Below are 18,505 nucleotides of genomic sequence, written 5' to 3'. Positions count from 1 at the left end.
TCCTGCATGGAGACGCGATTAGATCACAGACGATCTGCCTGTTCAAATTTCATTAACAAAGTGCGATCCCGCCCTGGATTGATGGAGGTGGCGTTGACCCGTACCAGCAGATCCCGCGGGCCCGGTGCCGGATCGGGTAGATCGCTCTCGATGAAGCAGTGGGGGTGGTTGCTTGGCAGATAGTGAGTCAGGGCGATGGCTTTCATGGCTTTTCCTTTCAAATAGCAGTGTTCGGGATTGCCACTCACTCTAGTCTGGATGATTATCAAGATTAAGATGGGTAATTGGTAAAGACTGTTTGAATATATGAACAATGTCGAACTGGAGTTGATGGGGCTGTTCGCCACCGTGGTGGAGCAGGGGAGCTTCACCGGGGCGGCCGAGGTGCTCGGTATGCCCAAGTCCTCGGTGAGCCAGAAGATCTCGCGCCTCGAATCCCGGCTCGGGGTGAGGTTGCTGCAACGCACCACCCGCAGGCTCAGCCTGACGCCCCAGGGGGAGGTCTATGTGGCCCATTGTCAGGAGCTGCTGGCACTGGCGCGCAGCGCCAATCTGGCGATGGCGCGGTTGCGCGCGGCTCCTGGAGGGCGGGTGCGGATCACTGCTCCCGAAGCCACGGGAACCTTGCTGCTTGGTCGGATACTGGCCGAATTTCGCGCCCTCTACCCCGAGGTGGTGCTGGAGCTGACCCTTTGCGATGAACAGCTGGATCTGGTGGGGGAAGGTTACGATCTGGCGCTGCGGGCGGCGCCGCTGAAAGATTCCAGCCTCATCTGCCGGCGCATCGGCCAGGTGGCGCGCCATCTGGTGGCATCTCCCGGTTACCTGGCGGCCAACGGGACGCCGCTCCAACTCTCGGAGCTGGCCGGACACGCCTGCCTGGTACATGGCTCCTTGCCGGTGTGGCCATTGCAGGAGGGGGGCTGGCGCCCTCGCGGGGCCTGCCAGAGCAACAGCCTGTTGGCGCTGCGGGAGCTGGCACTCCATGACGGGGGGATTGGCCTGCTGCCGGCCCATGTCTGCGGCGACGATCTGGCGGCGGGGCGACTGCTCAAGGTGCTGCCGGATCTCCTGGTTCCGGTGAACCCCTTCTATCTCATCTACCCGAGCCGGGAACACCTGGCCCCCGCCCTTCGCAGCCTGATGGACTTCGTGGCCGAGCGTCTTCCCTTTGCCTGATCACTGGTGCTGGCTAAGGGGAGCCTGAGCCGGTTCGAGACCGAGCGGGACCGACTGGCGTTCCGCCAGCATGCGGATCTGCCCTTCGATGAGGCCGGCATGGGGGCCGAGCACCAGCACCAGCTGATGTTCGTTCAGCACGACCCAGGAGAGGCAGCCCAGTCTGGCCAGGCAGGATTGATCCACCAGGGCCATGTCGCGAACTCGCAGGCTGAGGCGGGTCAGGCAGACGCTCATGGCCTGCAGGTTGTCCATGCCCCCCAGCATCTTGAGGTACTGGATAGCCAGCATCTGGGGATCGGTGGGGGCCACGGTCGCGAGCCGGGAGAGATCCTCGGCGATGGGCTTGCCCGGCAGACTGAGGGGAGCGTGTTCCAGCAGCCGGGAGAAGAGCAGGGCATAGACGACGAAGAAGAGGATGCCCAGGGGGATGAGCCAGAAGCTGTGCAGACCGGCGTGGTAGCTCAGCACCAGGTCCAGCAATCCGGCAGAAAAGTAGCTGCCCACCTGGATGTCGAGCCCGCTGCAGATGGCCAGCGACAGCCCGGTCAGCAGGGCATGGGCCAGAAACAGCCAGGGTGCGGTGAAGGCAAACAGGAACTCGATGGGCTCCGTGATGCCCACCAGTGCCGAGGTGAGCGCCAGGGTGAGCAGCAGCCCCCCCTGGGGCAGCTGCTGCATCCGCTGGCGATGGATCCAGATGGCAAAACAGGCGCCGGGCAGGCCGAACATGATGACCGGATAGAGCCCGGCCACATAGCCTTCATGCAGTGGCTGGGCGGTCGAGAGGGCTTGCAGGTTGCTCTCCCCGAGCCCGATGAGGCTGCCCAGCACCTGGTGCAGACCGAGGGGGATCAGCAGCCGGTTCAGCACGCCGTAGCAGAAGGCGCCAAATGGCGTGGTGAGCAGATCGGAGGCGAGCAGGGTGAGCCCCTGTTCCAGCAGCGGCCAGAGGATGGAGAGGGGGATCACCAGCAGCAGGCAGGCCAGCGCCGAGAGCAACATGCCCGGCAGATCTTCCTGCAGGGGGCGCAACCAGCCCGGCAGCCGCAGAGCGCGGGCCCGGGAGCAGACCATGGCGGTGACGAGCCCGGCCAGCAGGCCGCAGATCATGTCCGCATGCAGCCCGGGCACCAGGGTGCCCAGCGCCGAGCTCAGCAGCAGGAAGTTGACCGCACCGGCGAGCGCCTGAGCTCCTTGCCCCTGGCGACTCAACCCGAAGGCAATGGCCACCGCATAGATGAGCGGCATCTGGCTGAAGAGGGCGCGACCGGCGAGGGAGAGCACGGCGAGATCCAGCACGTCCGGTTGGCCGAGCCGGTGGAGCAGGGCGGCCAGGGGCAGGATTGAGACGGGCAGCAACAGGGCATAGCCGAGGCGCTGCAGGGACTGGGTCAGGATCTTTCTGGCGTTCTGGACTGTCATGGGGGCACGGTATTTGTGACGTGGCGCACATTTTACCCGTGAGCCCCCATTTGGGAATAGGCGAGCCTTCCTTTATTGATCCTTTTCTTAATTTTGATCAAACAATCGACGGACACGCTGATCCGGGGCCGGAGTGAGCAGGCTGGCCAGGACAAAGGCCGCCAGGCCAAGGGCCAGGCTTGGTACGATGGCGTGCAGACCGGCCAGCTTGATCCCCCACTGGCTCAAGGTACCGTAACAGAGGATGCCGCAGACCATGCTGGCGAGGGCTCCCGGGCCGTTGGCCCTGGACCAGTAGAGGCCGAGCACCAGGGGCCAGAGGAAGACCGCCTGCAGGCCGCCGAAGGCGAGCAGGTTGAGCCAGATGATCATCTCGGGGGGCTGGAGCGCCGCCAGCAGTACCAGGGTACCCAGGATCAGGGTGCAGAGCAGGGAGAGGCGCGGCACCCGGACCTCAAGCTTCTCCTGCCTGGGGTTGAGGTAATTGAGGTAGAGATCTTTCACCAGGGTGGCGGAGGCCTGGATCAGCTGGGAGTCGATGGTGGACATGATGGCCGCCATGGGGGCGGCCAGGAAGACCCCGGCCAGCCAGGGGGGGAGCACCTCCATCATCAGGGAGGGCATGATCTTGTCCGGGCTGTCCATGCCGGGCAGGATGGCGCGGCCCAGCGCCCCGGCCAGGTGCATGCCGAACATCAGCAGGGCGCAGACGATGGTGCCGATGAGGATGCCCCGGTGCAGCGCCTTGCTGTCCCGGTAGCCAAAGCAGCGCAGCGCCGAGTGGGGCAAGCCCACCACCCCGATGCAGACCAGCACCCAGAAGCTCAGCATGAAGGGCTGGGTCAGCATGTCGCCGGCCCCCTGGGGGCTCACCAGCTTGGGATCTATCTCCTTGAGCTGGTGGACAAGATTCGGCAACCCGTCACCGGCGATGAGGATGCCCGCCAGCAGGGCGCCAGTGCCGATGAGCATCACAATGCCCTGCAGGGCATCCGTCATCACCACGGCGCGAAAGCCGCCGATCACCGTGTAGAGCAGCACGCAACTGGCAAACAGGAAGAGCCCCTGCTGATAGCTGAGGCCGGTCGCCGTTTCCAGCAGGCGGGCGCCGCCGATGAACTGCACCACCATGGTGGCGATGAAGGCGAGGATGATGGTGACTGAACCCAGCACGACCACCGCCCTGCTCTGGTAGCGGGCCCACAGCATGTCGTTGATGGTCACCGCGTTGACCCGGCGGGCGATGATGGCGAACTTCTTGCCAAGCACCCCCAGGGTGAGCCAGACGGTGGGCAGCTGGATCATCGCCAGTAGCACCCAGCCGAGGCCGACCTTGTAGGCGGCACCCGGCCCGCCGATGAAGGACGATGCAGAGGTATAAGTGGCCACCAGGGTCATGGCGAGCACCAGCCCCCCCATGCTGCGGTTGCCGATGAAGTACTCCTGCATGAAGTTGCCGCCGGTCCGGTGGCGACTGGCCCAGAAACCGACCCCCAGTACCAGCACCAGGTAGATGCAGAGCGGCAGCATCAGCTCAAGATTCATGGGGTGGTACCTCGCTATCCAGGGGAATATCGACGAACAGGCGATCCACCATGAGGGCGCAGAGGCCGATGAACAGCAGGGGCATCAGGATGCAACTGAGCAGGAACCAGAGAGGCAGGTCCCACAGCTCGAGATCCTCGGGGATGAAATAAGCCGAGCCATACCAGGCGACAAAGTAGAGCAGGGTCAGCAGCAGGCAGAAGGCTGCTTCCCGACGGGCGAGTGCGAAACGGTTCACTGTGGCCTCCGACGAGTGAGCGGGGCGCAAGAATAACAAAAAAGGGCCATGTCGCCATGGCCCTTTTTTACGTTGGCGATCCGGGTGGATCGTGCAATTTCCCGATGAAAGGGGTCTTTGCAGACCCGACTTCTTGTGCAGGTAGTGGCTGTTCTGTGTTGCCACCGTGCTCAATGGGTCGGGCCTCAAGCCATTACAGACCCGACTTCTTGTGCAGGTGGTGGCTGTTCTGTGCTGCCACCGTGCTCAATGGGTCGGGCCTCAAGCCATTACAGACCCAACTTCTTGTGCAGGTAGTGGATGTTAGTGCCACCGTGCTGGAAGTTTTCGTCCTTCATGATCTCTTTTTGCAGGGCGATGTTGGTCTTGATCCCTTCCACCACCAGCTCGTCGAGGGAGTGACGCATGCGGGCGATGGCCACGTCGCGGTTCTCCCCGTAGCAGATCAGCTTGCCGATCATGGAGTCGTAGTAGGGGGGGACCTTGTAACCCGCATAGATGTGGGATTCCCAGCGCACGCCCAGGCCGCCCGGCGCGTGGAAGCGCTGGATGAGACCGGGAGAGGGCAGGAAGGTGGCCGGATCTTCGGCATTGATCCGGCACTCGATGGCGTGGCCACGGATGCGGATGTCCTGCTGGGTGATCGACAGGGGCTGACCGGCGGCAATGCGCAGCTGCTCCTTGATGAGGTCGACGCCGGTGACCATCTCGGTGACCGGATGCTCCACCTGGATACGGGTGTTCATCTCGATGAAATAGAACTCGCCGTTCTCGTACAGGAACTCGAAGGTACCCGCACCGCGGTAGCCGATCTCGAGACAGGCGCGCACACAGCGCTCACCGATGAACTTGCGCATCTCGTCGGTGATGCCGGGGGCCGGCGCCTCTTCCACGACCTTCTGGTGACGGCGCTGCATGGAGCAGTCCCGCTCACCCAGATAGAGGGCGGTACCCTGACCGTCAGCCAGCACCTGGATCTCGATGTGGCGCGGGTTCTCCAGGTACTTCTCCATGTAGACCATGTCGTTCTTGAAGAACTGGCCCGCTTCGGATTTGGTCAGCGCGATGGCGGAGGCCAGTTCGGCCTCGTTGCGCACCACGCGCATGCCGCGACCACCACCGCCACCGGCGGCCTTGATGATCACCGGATACCCGATCCGCTTGGCGATGGCGGCGTTGCGCTTGGCATCGTTGTCCACCGGGCCGTCGGAGCCGGGTACGCAGGGCACGCCCGCCTTCTTCATCGCCTCGATGGCGGAGACCTTGTCACCCATCAGGCGAATGGTCTCGGCGCGCGGACCGATGAAGATGAAGCCGGATTTCTCGACCACTTCGGCGAAGTCGGCATTCTCGGAGAGGAAGCCGTAGCCCGGGTGGATGGCGACGGCACCGGTCACCTCGGCGGCGGCGATGATGGCCGGCACATTGAGGTAGGACTCACCGCTGGCAGGTTTGCCGATGCAGATGGTTTCGTCCGCCAGGAGCACATGCTTGAGCTCCCGATCGGCAGTGGAGTGAACGGCCACTGTCTTGATCCCGAGCTCTTTGCAGGCGCGCAGGATCCGCAGGGCAATTTCACCGCGGTTGGCGATGACTACTTTGTCCAACATGGGTGGCATTTTCCCTTATTCGATGATGAACAGCGGCTCGTCAAACTCGACGGCCTGACCATTTTCAACCAGGATCGCTTTGATCACGCCGGCCTTGTCAGACTCGATTTGGTTCATCATTTTCATGGCTTCGACGATGCACAGGGTGTCGCCGACATTGACGTGCTGACCGACTTCCACGAACGGCTTGGCTTCCGGGCTGGAGGAGCGGTAGAAGGAGCCCACCATGGGGGAGCGCATCAGATGACCGCTCGGGGCGGCATCGGCAGCAGGTGCAGCGGCTGCTGCCGGAGCAGCGGCAACCGGTGCGGCAACCTGAGCTGCGGCCTGGGGCATGATCATCTGCGGGGCAACGCTAACCTGGCCGGAGAAATTACGGCTGATGCGAACGGACTCTTCCCCTTCGGAGATTTCCAGCTCGGCGATGCCGGACTCTTCAACCAGTTCAATCAGCTTCTTGATTTTGCGGATATCCATTAGCATTCTCTTTCTTCTTTATCTGATCAGTGATTATCAAGCCGCGCGCAACTGATGCACGGCCGCGGTTAAAGCGAATTGGTAACCATCGGCACCCAACCCGCAGATCACCCCCTTGGCGACATCAGACAGATAGGAGTGATGACGGAAGGGCTCCCTGGCATGAACGTTTGACAGGTGAACCTCGATAAAGGGGATGGCCACACCCAGCAGGGCATCGCGCAGGGCAACGCTGGTATGGGTGAAGGCGGCGGGATTGATGATGATGAAATCCACCTGGCCCATGGCCTGATGGATGCGGCCGATCAGCTCGTGCTCGGCATTGGATTGCAGATGTTCCAGGGTGACACCGAGTTCGCTGGCGCTGCGCGTCAGATCGGCGACGATCTCATCGAGCGTCTTGCTGCCGTAGATTCCCGGTTCCCGCTTGCCCAGCAGATTCAGATTGGGGCCGTTAAGCAGGAGGATTCGGTGATGTTGCGACATATTGAGTACATCCTCGATGATTATGCTGCTATCTATCAGCTATCTTTGGACTACTAAAAATCTAGCCAATTTTTGCACAAATCGGTGTGCCCTGACACACAGATTTCGCAATTATATTGATTTCGTGAAAATTAGCAGCATTTTACTGGTCTAATCTCTACATCTGGCTATTTATTGGCCTGGTTTGCCCGCAAGCCCTGCCTGCCACCGAACTCTGCTCTGTCCGGATCCCGAAGACAACAAAGCCGGCACGTGGCCGGCTCTGTTTACGTGTGGAAGAGACTCACGCCGCTTCCGACTTCTCGCGGATCAGCTTGTCCACGACCCCCGGATCCGCCAGGGTGGAGATATCCCCCAGGCTGTCGGTTTCGCCGGTGGCGATCTTGCGCAAGATACGCCGCATGATCTTGCCGGATCGGGTCTTGGGCAGCCCCTCGGCCCAGTGGATCACGTCCGGGGTCGCGATGGCGCCAATCTCCTTGCGCACCCACTCCTTCACTTCCTTGTGCAGCTCGCGGCTCGGCTCTTCCCCGGCGATCAGGGTGACATAGGCGTAGATGCCCTGTCCCTTGATCTCGTGGGGAACACCCACCACCGCCGCTTCGGCGATCTTCGGATGGGCCACCAGAGCGGACTCGATTTCGGCGGTGCCCATGCGGTGGCCGGAGACGTTGAGTACATCATCCACCCGGCCGGTGATCCAGTAGTAGCCGTCCTCGTCGCGACGGGCACCGTCGCCGGTGAAGTAGCGACCCGGGAAGGTGGAGAAGTAGGTCTGCTCGAAGCGCTCGTGATCGCCGAACACGGTACGCATCTGGCCGGGCCAGGAGTCGGTGATCACCAGGTTGCCCTCGGTGGCGCCCTCCAGCGGCTCACCCAGGTTGTCCACCAAAGCAGGCTGTACTCCGAAGAAGGGACGGGTGGCCGAGCCGGGCTTGAGCGCGGTGACGCCGGGCAGCGGAGTGATGAGGATGCCGCCGGTCTCGGTCTGCCACCAGGTGTCGACGATGGGGCAGCGCTCGTCGCCGATGGTGCGGTAGTACCACTCCCAGGCTTCCGGGTTGATGGGTTCACCCACCGACCCCATGATGCGCAGGCTGGTGCGGGAAGTGCCTTCGACAGCCTCCTTGCCCTTGGCCATCAGTGCGCGAATGGCGGTGGGGGCGGTATAGAGGATGGTGACCTGGTGTTTGTCCACCACCTGACTCATGCGGTTGGTGGCCGGGTAATTGGGCACCCCTTCGAACATGACGGTGGTGGCACCGTTGGCCAGTGGCCCGTAGACCAGATAGGAGTGACCGGTTACCCAGCCCACGTCGGCGGTACACCAGTAGATGTCCTCTTCGTGGTAATCGAACACGTATTTGAAGGTGAGGGCGGCATAGACCAGATAGCCGCCCGTGGTGTGCAGCACACCCTTGGGTTTGCCGGTGGAGCCGGAGGTGTAGAGCACGAACAGGGGATCTTCGGCGCCCATGGCTTCGGGCGGACAATCCGGGCTGGCGGCGTTGACCGCATCATGCCACCAGATGTCTCTGTGATCGTGCCAGGCCACGTTGCCACCGGTGCGCTTGAGGACGATCACCTTGCTGACCTTGGTATCCGGGTGGGTAAGGGCCTCATCCACGTTCTTCTTGAGGGGGATGGGGCGACCGCCTCGCAACCCCTCGTCGGCGGTGATGACGACGGAGGCGCCGGAGTCGATGATGCGGCCCGAGAGCGCCTCCGGCGAGAAGCCGCCGAAGACGATGCTGTGCACGGCCCCGATGCGGGTACAGGCCAGCATGGCGATGGCCGCCTCCGGCACCATGGGCATATAAAGGCAGACCATGTGGCCACGCTTGACCCCCTGGGCTTTGAGCACGTTGGCAAACTTGCACACTTCGGCGTGCAGTTCGCGATAGGTGATCTTGCGATCTTCGGCCGGGTTGTCCCCTTCCCAGATGATGGCGACCTTGTCGCCGCGCTCGCTCAGATGGCGATCCAGGCAGTTGGCCGAGACGTTGAGCAGGCCATCCTCATACCACTTGATGGAGACGTGGCCCGGATCGTAGGAGGTGTTCTTGACGCGGGTGTAGGGGGTCATCCAGTCGAGGATCTTGCCCTGCTCCCCCCAGAAGGCGTCCGGATCCTGCACCGACGCCTGATACATGGCTTCATAACCTTCCTTGTCCAGCAGGGCGCCGTTGCCGATGTGGGCCTTGACCGGGTAGACCTTGCTCTCGCTCATCTCTCACTCCTGTGAATACATTTTCTTAATGATTGAGTAACAACTTATACCTTTGGTTCCCGAGGGCAATTAGACTTTTGGATAGCGACGAAGATAGCAGGTGAGAGGACACGTTGAGAGCAAAGAAGGGAGCCATGGGCTCCCTTCTTTGCTTTCGTGGTGGCGCGGCCAAGGCTCAATGGCGGACGGGGAGCAGGGAAGGCAGCTGGGGTTCTGGCAGGGGATGGCTGAACAGGTAGCCCTGTCCCTCCTCGCAACGCAGGGATTGCAGGAACTGGCGCTGGGGCTGGGTTTCTATCCCTTCCGCCGTAACGGCCATGCCGAGGGAGGTGGCTAGCTGGACTATGGTACGGCACAGCTCGCGGCTGTGCTTGTCGTCGGGCAACGCCTGGACGAAGGCCCTGTCTATCTTGATGCGATCGATGGGCAGGCTCTTGAGCAGGCTCAAGGAGGAAAAGCCGGTTCCAAAGTCGTCGATGGCGATCTGTACCCCCAGCGCCTTGAGGCGGGTAAAGAGGCGCAGGCTGTGATCAACGCTCTGGATGATGCTCTCGGTGACCTCTATCTCCAGCCGTTCGGCGGGGAAGCCGGTCTCGGCCAGGATGGCGGTGACCCTCTCCACGTAGTCGGGGGAGCGCATCTCCCTGACCGACACGTTGACGGAGAGCCGAGGGACCGCGAAGCCTTCTGCCAGCCACTTCTGGCCTTGCTGGCAGGCGGTGCGCATCACCCAGGCACCGAGCTGCTCGATGAGGCCGCACTCCTCGGCCACCGGGATGAAGCGAGCCGGTGAGATGATGCCCATGCAGGGGTGCTGCCAGCGCACCAGGGCCTCGAGACCGCTGAGGCTGCCATCGGCAAGATCTGTCATGGGCTGGTACAGCAGACGAAACTGCTGCTGCTCCATGGCCTTGAGCAGCCCCTGCTCCAGGGCCATGCGTTCTCTGGTCTGTATCGTCATGTCCGGGGAGTGGAACAGATAGCCGTTGCGACCACGGCGCTTGGCCTCGTGCATGGCATTGTCTGCCGCACTGATGAGGCTGTCAGGGGTATAGCCATGTTCCGGATAGAGGGAGATGCCGATGCTGGCGGAGAGTCTCACCCGCTCCTGCCCGATGTCGGCCGGCTCGTGCAGCCTCTGCTGCAACCGCTCGATCAACCACACCAGCTCTTCCCGTTTCCCCATGTCGGGGAGCAGCACCAGAAACTCGTCGGCCCCCAACCGGATGGCGACGTCCCCGGTGCGCAGGCAATGGCGGATGCGATCCGCCGACAGCTTGAGCAGCTGATCACCGGCGCTCTGCCCCAGGTTGTCGTTGATGAGTTTGAAACCGTCGAGATCGATGAACAGCAGCGCCAGAGTGTGCCGGTTCAGGCGGGCCATCTCGATCTCCAGGGTGAGGCGCTCCTGCAGCAGGCTGCGATTGCCAAGATCGGTGAGGGGATCGTGATAGGAGAGGTGCTGCAGCCGTGCCTCCATCTGGGACAGCTGCTGCACCTGATGGCCGGACAGCTCCGGGGCAGATACCGCCAGTGTGGGGTGGGCGGCAGGCATCAGGGGCAGATCCCGGGTGATGAGGAAGAGGCCGTTGAAGATGCCGTCGTCATCCAGCACCGGGCCGCAGCTCAGGTGCCAGCGTGTCGAGGACGCGGGATGGGGGGCGCCCGTGTCATCCAGCTCCAGCTCGACCCGCTGTGCTCCATGAAGCAGCTGCTGCAGCAGGGGAGCCAGCATGGGGGCACGGGCCGGGCTGATCTCAAACAGGGTCTTGCCGGGGTGATCCGACCTGGCGAGCCCGCTCAGCTGGGCAAAGCTTGCGTTGACCTCGCGGCATCTGAATTCACGATCGAACATGGCAATGCCAAAAGGAGCCTGATCGAACAACTGCTGCAATTCGTGGATGGTGAGCGGGCCTGACAGATGCAGTGTCTGAACCGATTCGGGTAGCACTCTTTCCATATAGGCTCCTGAATTGATTTTTTTATCATTTGCGCGACTGTGTCAGTATGGCATGAAGTTTCAGGAGGGAAAGAAAGTGGGGGAATGGCGTGAAATCAACAGGATATCAGCCTTTCTGGCGACCAAATGCCTGAAGGCCTCGCACGAAGACCAGCCAGCCTACCAGGTGGAAAGGCAGGGCCATGGCGTAGAGCAGCAACCAGTGACTCTCCGTGCCGCTGCTGTTGATGAAGTCGATCCAGGAAGCCAGCAGGGCCAGCATGCCCGCTATCTGGAAGCGGCGGCGAAGCACCACCTCGACGCCCAGATTGGCAAGATAGAGGGTCAGCAGTATGCCGGCGAAGCCGGTGAGCTGGGCGGTGCCGTAGAGTGCCCGATCCGGGTTCAGCAGCAGCGCGGCGAGGGGAGTAATGCCCTGATCCAGCGGGATCAGGGCCAGCAGCCAGCATGCGATCAGGAGCAGGGCTGTCTTCATGCCGGGCTTAGTCGGCGGCTTGCGCCGGTTTGACCAGGCTGAGGTAGTTGGCATCCATCTTGAGGAATACCCCCAGCAGCCGGGCACTGGCGCCGTAGAAGCCAAACTGGTCGGCGGCGCGGCAGGCGGCCTCGAACTTGTCGAACCAGCCGAGCAGGTGGCCGTGCAGCAGGGACTCCTGCTCGCCGAGCCAGGTTTCGCGCTGGGCGGCGGTGGTCGCCTCGGCGGCGCGGATGATGAGGTTGCCCATCAGATCCAGCTCGATGGCCAGGTGATCGGCAGGCTCCTTGTACTTGTCGCTGACATTGATGCCCAGGCGATCGAGGCGCGCCTGCATCTCGGCCATGGGGGCCTGCATCAGCAGCTTGCCCTCGCCGCGATAGAGCGACTCGTAGGGCAGGGCGCCCTGCTTGGGATCCACCAGAAACAGGCCGGCGAAGTCGGCGGCCAGCTCCAGCTGGCGATCCGGGCGCACCAGCAGGCGGGCGATGGCATCGTTGAGTTCGGCCACGGCCTCGCGCATGGGGTCCAGGGTAGAGAGGCTCTTCAAGAAGCTGCGCACGTCATAGGTGTCGTATTCAGCAATCTGTGCATCACTGAGTTCGGCAGCGAACAGGGTGGAAAACCACCAGTAAAGCTCGGCCCGGCGTTCGCTGGTAGCCATAAATTCCTGCATTTTTCCTCCGTGGATGACAATCGGGAGCCATAGAGGCTCCCGATTCTAACGACTTTAAAAATAAAGGAAACTCAAGGGGGACTTTAGTCCCTTCGGGGTCAGAGTGCCGGGAACATGGGATCGATGCCCTTGGCGGATTCCGGCGCTCCGAAGGCGGTGACGGCCGGCACCTGTCCGTGGAATTTCTCGATCTCCACCAGGGCGGTGTGGGCCGTGGTGGCCTGGGCCAGGCTGGAGGATCCGATGTCCGCAGTCAGCACGTTGGGATCACCATAGGTACAGAGAGTCCCCACCTTGCCGCCCTCCTGCGGGCCGTACCAGGCCCCTTCCTGGATGCGCACCACGCCGGGGGCGTAGTCATCGCTTACCACCAGACCGGCCAGCACCTGACCGCGGCCGTTGAAGACCCGCACCAGATCCCCGTCCTTGAGCCCGCGCGCTTTGGCGTCCTGCGGGTTCATGTAGACAGGTTCGCGCCCCTGCACCGTGTAGGTAGCGCGGTAGGCATCGGAGGAGCAGAGCTGGCTGTGCAGGCGCTTGTCCGGGTGACAGGATTGCAGGTGCAGCGGGAACTGCTGGCTGCCCGGCCCGCCGTGGGAGCGCTCGTAAGGCTCGATCCAGACCGGGTGGCCCGGGCAATCCGCGTAGCCGTAGTCGGCGATGGTCTTGGAGTAGATCTCGATGAGGCCGGACGGGGTGCCCAGCGGCTCCAGATCCGGCTCCTTGCGGAACGACTCGTGACGTACCCAGGGCTGGCCAGCCGGGAAGCTGACGAAACCTTCACCGTGCCAGAACTGGCTGAAGCGGGGCAGGCGGATGCCGATGCCGCGGCCCTGCAGGCGTGCGTCGTCATAGATGCTCTGGATCCACTCCAGCTTGGTCTTGCCACCGGTGAACTCGGCCTCGCGATCGAAGCGACGGCACAGATCGGCGAAGATGTCGTAGTCGTCGCGCGCCTCGAACAGCGGCTCGACCACCTTGTGCATGGCCAGGATGCCGGCGTTGGAGTGGGAACCCCACTGCTCGATGTCATCCCGCTCGTAGGTGGTGGTGGCCGGCAGCACGATATCGGCGAAGCGGCAGCTGGCGGTCCACTGGTGATCCACGCTCACCACGGTTTCCAGCTTGCGCCAGGCGGCGATCATCTTGTTGCGATCCTGCTGGTGGTGGAACGGGTTGTTACCACAGAACACCGCCATCTTCATCTGGGGGTAGGTGATGGTCTGACCGTTGAAGGCGATGCGCTTGCCCGGGTTCAGGATGCAGTCGACGAAACGGGCCACCGGGATGAATTTGGAGTAGCCCTTCCAGTCGCCGTCGTGCAGTGGCTTGACCCCGGGAATGACGGAGCTGAAACCGGACATGATGGGGCCTGTGCTGGTGATGGTACCGGCGCCGTTATAGTGCCAGCCAAACCCGTAGCCGCCCCCCGGCAGGCCGATCTGGCCCAGCATGGAGGCCAGGACCACCAGCATCCAGGCGTACTGTTCGCCGTGGTGCATACGCTGCACGCACCAGCCGCCGATGAGCTGGGTGCGGCCGCTGGCCATGGTGCGTGCCAGCTCGCGAATGGTCTCGGCAGGCACGCCACAGATGGCGGAAGCCCACTCTGCATCCTTCACCTGACCATCCTTGGTGCCCAGCAGATAGGGCAGGAACTTGTCAAAGCCGGTGGTGTAGTTCTTGAGGAAGGCCTCGTCGTGACGCTTCTCGCTGTAGAGGGTATGGGCGATACCCAGCATCAGGGGCACGTCGGTCTGCGGGTTCAGGGTCACCTGATCGCAATTGAGGTACTTCTGGGTCTTGGACTTGACCGGGTCGACGCTGATGACCCTGATCTCTCCCCTGGCCACTTTCTCTTTCAGCTGGGCCCAGTAGTCGTAGACGCTGTGATCAGGCACCAGCCAGCCCACCTGCAGGTTCTTGATGGGATCGGAACCCCAGATGACGATGGTCTTGCTGTGCTCCAGCACCAGGGGCCAGGAAGTCTGCTGCTCGTACACCTCCATGGCGCCCGCCACGTGGGGCAGGATCACCTGGGCGGCGCCGGTGGAGTAGTCACCGGCCTTGGCCAGATAGGTACCGTGCAGATTCATGGCGCGGCCCAGCATGGCGCCGGCGGAGTGCAGCTTGCCGACCGACTGCCAGCCGGAGTGACCGGCGTAGAGGGCGCTCGGGCCATGGGTCTTCTGCACCCGTTCCAGCTCGTGATAGAAGAAGTCCAGCGCCTGGGACCAGGTTACCCGCACGAAGCGGTTCTGGCCGCGCTCGTGGGTGTCGGACTGGTGGCCCTTGAGCAGCCAGTCCAGACGCACCATGGGGTAGCGGATGCGGGAGGGGTTGTAGACCACTTCACTCAGGGCCTTGAGCATCTCGGTCGGATGCTTGTCATGCTCGAACGGCAGGGTCTCGACCCAGCGGCCGCCCACCACACGGGCGCGGAAGGCACCCCAGTGGGAGCCGGACTGCACCAGTTTGTCGCCGGACTCGGCGGCCATCACGGCGCGACCGAGCAGGGAGGGGCCGATCAGGGCGCTGGCACCGCTGGCCAGCAAGCCACCCAGAAAACCACGACGGGAAATATTGATCATCTTGTTATTCCTTTCTCGAATCCGGAATTAGTGGCTGCCCTGACCACCGGTATCGGCGGCATGGTTTTGCAGGTACTTGAGCAGGGTGCGCTCCTCTTCCTTGCTCAGGCGGTAGTAGGCGGACATGGCCTTGAGACCCGAGATCCAGCCGTTGGCGGTGAAGTGAGCCGGATCCGGCGCCGCGTGGCAGGAGTTGCAGGTGGACTTGTACATCTCGCCGGCATAATCCCAGATCGGTTTGAGGGAGGATTCGAGGCCCTTGCCATCGACCCAGGCCTGCACCTGTACCTGTTCCCACTTGATATGGGTGGCGCTGTCGGTCTCCTGTTTCAGGATCTGCTCGTTGGCCCTGAGCTCGTCACGGATGGTGGCCACGAAGACCCGCTTGCCCATGTACTCGCTCAGCACCCGGCCCTTGCCTTCGGTTTCGCGCCAGCCTTCGATGGTCACCTTGAGGCGATCGCCGCTGCGGGCCACGACGTCGATGCGGGAGGCGGGCAGCAGCTTGCCGACCGGCTCGGTACTCTCTTCGCTTTCGTAGAGATCCTTCTCGCCCAGGGTGTAGAGGGTCTCGGCGGCCGGTGCCTCTTGCGCATCGCTTGCCAGGGTGGCGTAGGTGGCACGGAAGCCGCCCGCCATGTTCGGCAGCTCGTGGGCAATGCCCTTGTGGCACTCGATGCAGTTCATGTTCTTGGCGGCGGCATCCTTCATCGCCAGGGCGGCGGCGGGGGACTGTTTGGCGTGGTCCATGTTGTCGTAGCTGTGGCAGGACTTGCAGGTCTTGGAGTTCTGGCTGCTCATGCGGGCCCACACCTTCTCGGCCAGGTGCAGACGCCTGTCTTCAAACTTCTCCTGGGTGTCGATGCTGTGGCCTATGTACTGCTGATAGAGGTCGTTGGCCGCCTCCATCTTGCGGGCGACCTTGCCGACGAAGTCCTTCGGCTGATGGCAGTCGGTACAGATGGCCTGGACGCCGGAGGCATTCTTGAAGTGGATGGACTCCTTGTACTCGGGGTAGACGGTGTCCTTCATGGTATGGCAGGAGATGCAGAACTCGAGGGTACTGGTCTTCTCGAAGCCGTAGTGCAGGCCGACGCTGCCGGCCAGGGTGACCCCGACGCCCGCCAGCACCAGCGCCAGTACCGACCAGCGGCGGCTGGGGGTGCGCAGGAAATGCCACAGTTTTTTCATCATGTTCTCTCACATCACTTTTTTGATGGAGGCCATGATAGGGAGGCGTTGTGAACAGGGCTGCCGCCGAAAATTAACGAAATAGGGGTATTTATGAAAAATTATGAATAGAATAATCCTCCCATGTTGAACTCTGTCGAACCCTGCGGACCCTGCCCATGAGCCACCACATTCTGGTTGTTGAAGACGATGCCGTGACCCGCGAGAAGCTGACCGGCTATTTCGAGCGGGAGGGCTATCGGGTGACCGCGGTCGAGAACGGCCAGGAGATGCGGGCCGTGCTAGCAGCGCAGGAGGTGGCCCTGGTGATGCTGGACATCAACCTGCCGGGGGAGGATGGCCTGCTGCTGACCCGCGAGCTGCGCGCCCGCAGCACGGTGGGGATCATCCTGGTGACTGGCCGCAGCGATGCGGTGGACCGGATAGTGGGTCTCGAGATGGGGGCCGACGACTATGTCACCAAGCCGTTTGAGCTCAGGGAATTGCTGGTGCGGGTCAAGAACCTGCTGTGGCGCATTTCGTTGGCCGCAGCCCAGCCGAGTGAGCCGGCGGTGGCCGACGATGCGGTGCGCTTCGGCCCCTGGCGCTTCGACATTCCCCGCCGCCAGCTCAGCCGTGACGGGGTGCCGGTGCGCCTGACCAAGGCAGAATATGAGGTGCTGGTGGCCTTCATCGCCAACGCCGGGCGGGTGCTGAGCCGGGAGCGGATCCTGGCCCTCACCAGCCACCGGGGCGACGGCCCGAGCGATCGCACCATAGACGTGCTGATCCGCCGCCTGCGCGGCAAGATGGAGCAAGACCCCCGTGACCCGCAACTGTTCGTCACCGTACACGGGGAAGGCTACCTGTTCGCCGGCGAGCTGGCCGCCTGATCCTCAGCTTTGCGAGGCGCTCAGGCCGATGGCCGGGTGTCGAACTGCGGGCAGTCGTCCCCTATCTGGTGCCAGGGGGCCTTGGAGCCGACGAAGATGTGAAACGCGGGCGTCTGGCTCGGCGCCTCGTCCAGTATCCCCAGCCGTAGATTGATCTTGCCCGTGCTGCGCTTCTGGCTGAACAGGCTGGAGCCGCAGTGACGGCAGAAGGCGAGGCTGGTCTCGTCCGATTTCTGGTAGCGGCTGATGGCCTCGCTCCCCTTCACGATGGCCACCTTGTCGCCATCCAGCCCGCCGACGGAGGCGTAGTCCGCCCCGGAAAACTTGCGGCATTCGGAGCAATGGCAGTTGCCCATGTAGTCGAACTGATCTGGCAGGGTCAGGGCCACGGCGCCGCACAGGCAGCTCGCATGCAATGTGTTCATCTCTATCTCCTTGAGTGCTTGGTTAGTTGCCGCTGGCGTCGACGCCGACCCGGTAGACGGGGCGAAAGGTGCCATCGGACAGCGAATCGGCGGGATTGGCCAGGGGGGCCTCCAGGGTCAGGATGGGGGGCCCCATCACCCGCGGGCACTGCTGCTCGCCGGCCTCGGGACTTTGCAGCAGGCAGACTGCCTGGGCCAGTGCGAGGCGCCCCTGCTGGCGCATCTGGTCGCTGTTGGCGGCCAGAACCTTGCCCCGGCGCAGGCCGCGCTGCACCCCGTGGCTGAAGTAGGTGCTCAGCACTTTGGGACGATCGAGTTGGCGCTGCGCCAGCTCGTTGACCGCCACCTCGGCGGCGATGGCGCCCCCCACCAGATAGTCGAGGTCGGGGTGGCGGGCCAGGGTCTGCTGCACCAGGGTGCGCTGGATCTCGCGGCTGTTGTCACCGCGCGCCGTGGTCACCAGCCTGATGGCGCTGCCCTGGATGGCTGCAGCAAAGCCGGGCTCGACGAAGTTGTTGCCGCCACTCGCCTGCGGGCCGGGAAAGAGCGCCACCGTCACCGGCGGGCTGCCGGCAGGGTGGCGCAGTGCCAGCCAGTGGCCAATTTGCCAGCCCATCTGATACCAGGAGACCCCCACCTTGGCCTTGACCAGTCCGGCGGGCAGATCGTTGACCAGGCCGAACACCGGCAGCGGGCTGGCGCCGATCGCCTCGTCCAGCCCGTCGTAGCTCACCGCGCCGAGCAGGATGGCATCGCTCCCCTCGCTCACGCACTGCTGCAACTGCTGGCGCTGTTCGGCAAGGGCGCCGTAGCCCCCCGCCTCGTGGATGCGCAGCGTCACGCCGAGCCGTTTTGCCTCCTCCACCATGCCCTGATTGACCGACAGCCAGTAGGCGTCGCGCAGGTGGGGATAGAGGGCGCACAGGGTCAGTGGGCGCGTAACGGGGACGGGCCCTTGCCAGTTCAAACGGGCCGGCTTGCCGCCGAAGGCACCGTCCGGCCAGTGATCCACCTCGAAGGCGAGGACGCAGGCCGGGAGCAGGATGAGCAACAGGGAGAGACAGACGCTTCGCATGGCCGGGGGTTTTGTTAAAGTGTGGGGCCATATTATCCGGTCAAAGTCGA

15 protein-coding genes and 3 pseudogenes are annotated in these 18,505 nt (G+C 63.1%); 2 read left to right on the top strand and 16 right to left on the bottom strand.

Going from position 1 to position 18,505, the window contains the following annotated elements:
• Positions 1–74 precede the first annotated feature (74 nt).
• Positions 75–206, bottom strand: a pseudogene (locus OKC30_RS03015) (zinc-binding alcohol dehydrogenase family protein); the annotation flags it as partial.
• Positions 207–306: 100 nt separating this feature from the next.
• On the opposite strand from OKC30_RS03015, the gene OKC30_RS03010 reads away from it, so the two are divergent.
• Positions 307–1,179: a LysR family transcriptional regulator gene (locus OKC30_RS03010; RefSeq protein ID WP_160838468.1), complete on the top strand. Its 873-nt coding sequence runs from the start codon at positions 307–309 to the stop codon at positions 1,177–1,179.
• Here the strand turns inward: OKC30_RS03010 and OKC30_RS03005 are convergent, their stop codons facing one another.
• The 13 genes and pseudogenes from OKC30_RS03005 to torC form a co-directional block, all read right to left on the bottom strand.
• Positions 1,180–2,604: a PTS transporter subunit EIIC gene (locus OKC30_RS03005; protein ID WP_270661834.1), complete on the bottom strand. Its 1,425-nt coding sequence runs from the start codon at positions 2,602–2,604 to the stop codon at positions 1,180–1,182. It lies immediately after the preceding gene.
• Between the two features lie 87 nt (positions 2,605–2,691).
• Complete coding sequence (gene panF / locus OKC30_RS03000; RefSeq protein ID WP_160838472.1) at positions 2,692–4,149, bottom strand: sodium/pantothenate symporter; 1,458 nt, start codon at positions 4,147–4,149, stop codon at positions 2,692–2,694.
• A complete protein-coding gene (locus tag OKC30_RS02995) occupies positions 4,139–4,387 on the bottom strand; it encodes a YhdT family protein (RefSeq protein ID WP_039040309.1) in 249 nt (82 codons plus the stop codon). The genes panF and OKC30_RS02995 overlap by 11 nt, the downstream gene beginning before the upstream one ends.
• Positions 4,388–4,656: 269 nt before the next feature.
• Positions 4,657–5,997 carry an acetyl-CoA carboxylase biotin carboxylase subunit gene (gene accC, locus OKC30_RS02990; protein ID WP_010675406.1) on the bottom strand — a complete coding sequence of 447 codons (1,341 nt, stop codon included), beginning with the start codon at positions 5,995–5,997 and terminating at the stop codon, positions 4,657–4,659.
• Positions 5,998–6,012: 15 nt separating this feature from the next.
• Positions 6,013–6,474, bottom strand: a complete 462-nt coding sequence (accB, locus tag OKC30_RS02985; protein WP_010675405.1) for an acetyl-CoA carboxylase biotin carboxyl carrier protein — start codon at positions 6,472–6,474, stop codon at positions 6,013–6,015.
• A gap of 36 nt (positions 6,475–6,510) precedes the next feature.
• On the bottom strand, positions 6,511–6,960 hold the full coding sequence (aroQ, locus tag OKC30_RS02980) for a type II 3-dehydroquinate dehydratase (RefSeq protein WP_039040307.1): 450 nt from the start codon (positions 6,958–6,960) through the stop codon (positions 6,511–6,513).
• Positions 6,961–7,243: 283 nt separating this feature from the next.
• Entirely contained in the window at positions 7,244–9,190 is a 1,947-nt protein-coding gene (acs, locus tag OKC30_RS02975; protein WP_048207056.1) for an acetate--CoA ligase, read from the bottom strand.
• Between the two features lie 175 nt (positions 9,191–9,365).
• Positions 9,366–10,667, bottom strand: a pseudogene (locus tag OKC30_RS02970) (putative bifunctional diguanylate cyclase/phosphodiesterase); the annotation flags it as partial.
• Positions 10,668–10,763: 96 nt separating this feature from the next.
• Positions 10,764–11,150 (bottom strand): annotated as a pseudogene (locus OKC30_RS21490) (PAS domain-containing protein); the annotation flags it as partial.
• A gap of 106 nt (positions 11,151–11,256) precedes the next feature.
• The gene (locus OKC30_RS02965; protein WP_043762278.1) at positions 11,257–11,625 is read right to left on the bottom strand and encodes a hypothetical protein; all 369 of its coding nucleotides are present in this window, start codon (positions 11,623–11,625) and stop codon (positions 11,257–11,259) included.
• A gap of 7 nt (positions 11,626–11,632) precedes the next feature.
• A complete protein-coding gene (torD, locus tag OKC30_RS02960; protein ID WP_160838476.1) occupies positions 11,633–12,301 on the bottom strand; it encodes a molecular chaperone TorD in 669 nt (222 codons plus the stop codon).
• 98 nt (positions 12,302–12,399) lie between these two features.
• Positions 12,400–14,892, bottom strand: coding sequence for a trimethylamine-N-oxide reductase TorA (gene torA / locus OKC30_RS02955; RefSeq protein WP_160838478.1), 2,493 nt, complete (start codon positions 14,890–14,892; stop codon positions 12,400–12,402).
• 27 nt (positions 14,893–14,919) lie between these two features.
• A complete protein-coding gene (torC, locus tag OKC30_RS02950) occupies positions 14,920–16,086 on the bottom strand; it encodes a pentaheme c-type cytochrome TorC (protein ID WP_160838480.1) in 1,167 nt (388 codons plus the stop codon).
• 155 nt (positions 16,087–16,241) lie between these two features.
• Between torC and torR the strand changes: the two genes are divergently transcribed.
• Positions 16,242–16,955: a two-component system response regulator TorR gene (gene torR / locus OKC30_RS02945; protein WP_025201259.1), complete on the top strand. Its 714-nt coding sequence runs from the start codon at positions 16,242–16,244 to the stop codon at positions 16,953–16,955.
• A 20-nt stretch (positions 16,956–16,975) separates the two neighbouring features.
• Here torR and OKC30_RS02940 read toward each other — a convergent pair whose 3' ends face one another.
• Entirely contained in the window at positions 16,976–17,380 is a 405-nt protein-coding gene (locus OKC30_RS02940) for a GFA family protein (protein ID WP_160838482.1), read from the bottom strand.
• A 22-nt stretch (positions 17,381–17,402) separates the two neighbouring features.
• Positions 17,403–18,455 carry a TMAO reductase system periplasmic protein TorT gene (gene torT, locus OKC30_RS02935; RefSeq protein ID WP_160838484.1) on the bottom strand — a complete coding sequence of 351 codons (1,053 nt, stop codon included), beginning with the start codon at positions 18,453–18,455 and terminating at the stop codon, positions 17,403–17,405.
• Between the last annotated feature and the right edge of the window lie 50 nt (positions 18,456–18,505).

Origin of the sequence: Aeromonas sp. QDB18 (assembly GCF_027705325.1) — a bacterium.
GTDB classification, from domain to species: Bacteria; Pseudomonadota; Gammaproteobacteria; order Enterobacterales; family Aeromonadaceae; genus Aeromonas; species Aeromonas caviae.
The sequence above is the reverse complement of the archived record's forward strand: the minus strand, read 5'-3'. Positions and strand labels throughout refer to the sequence as shown.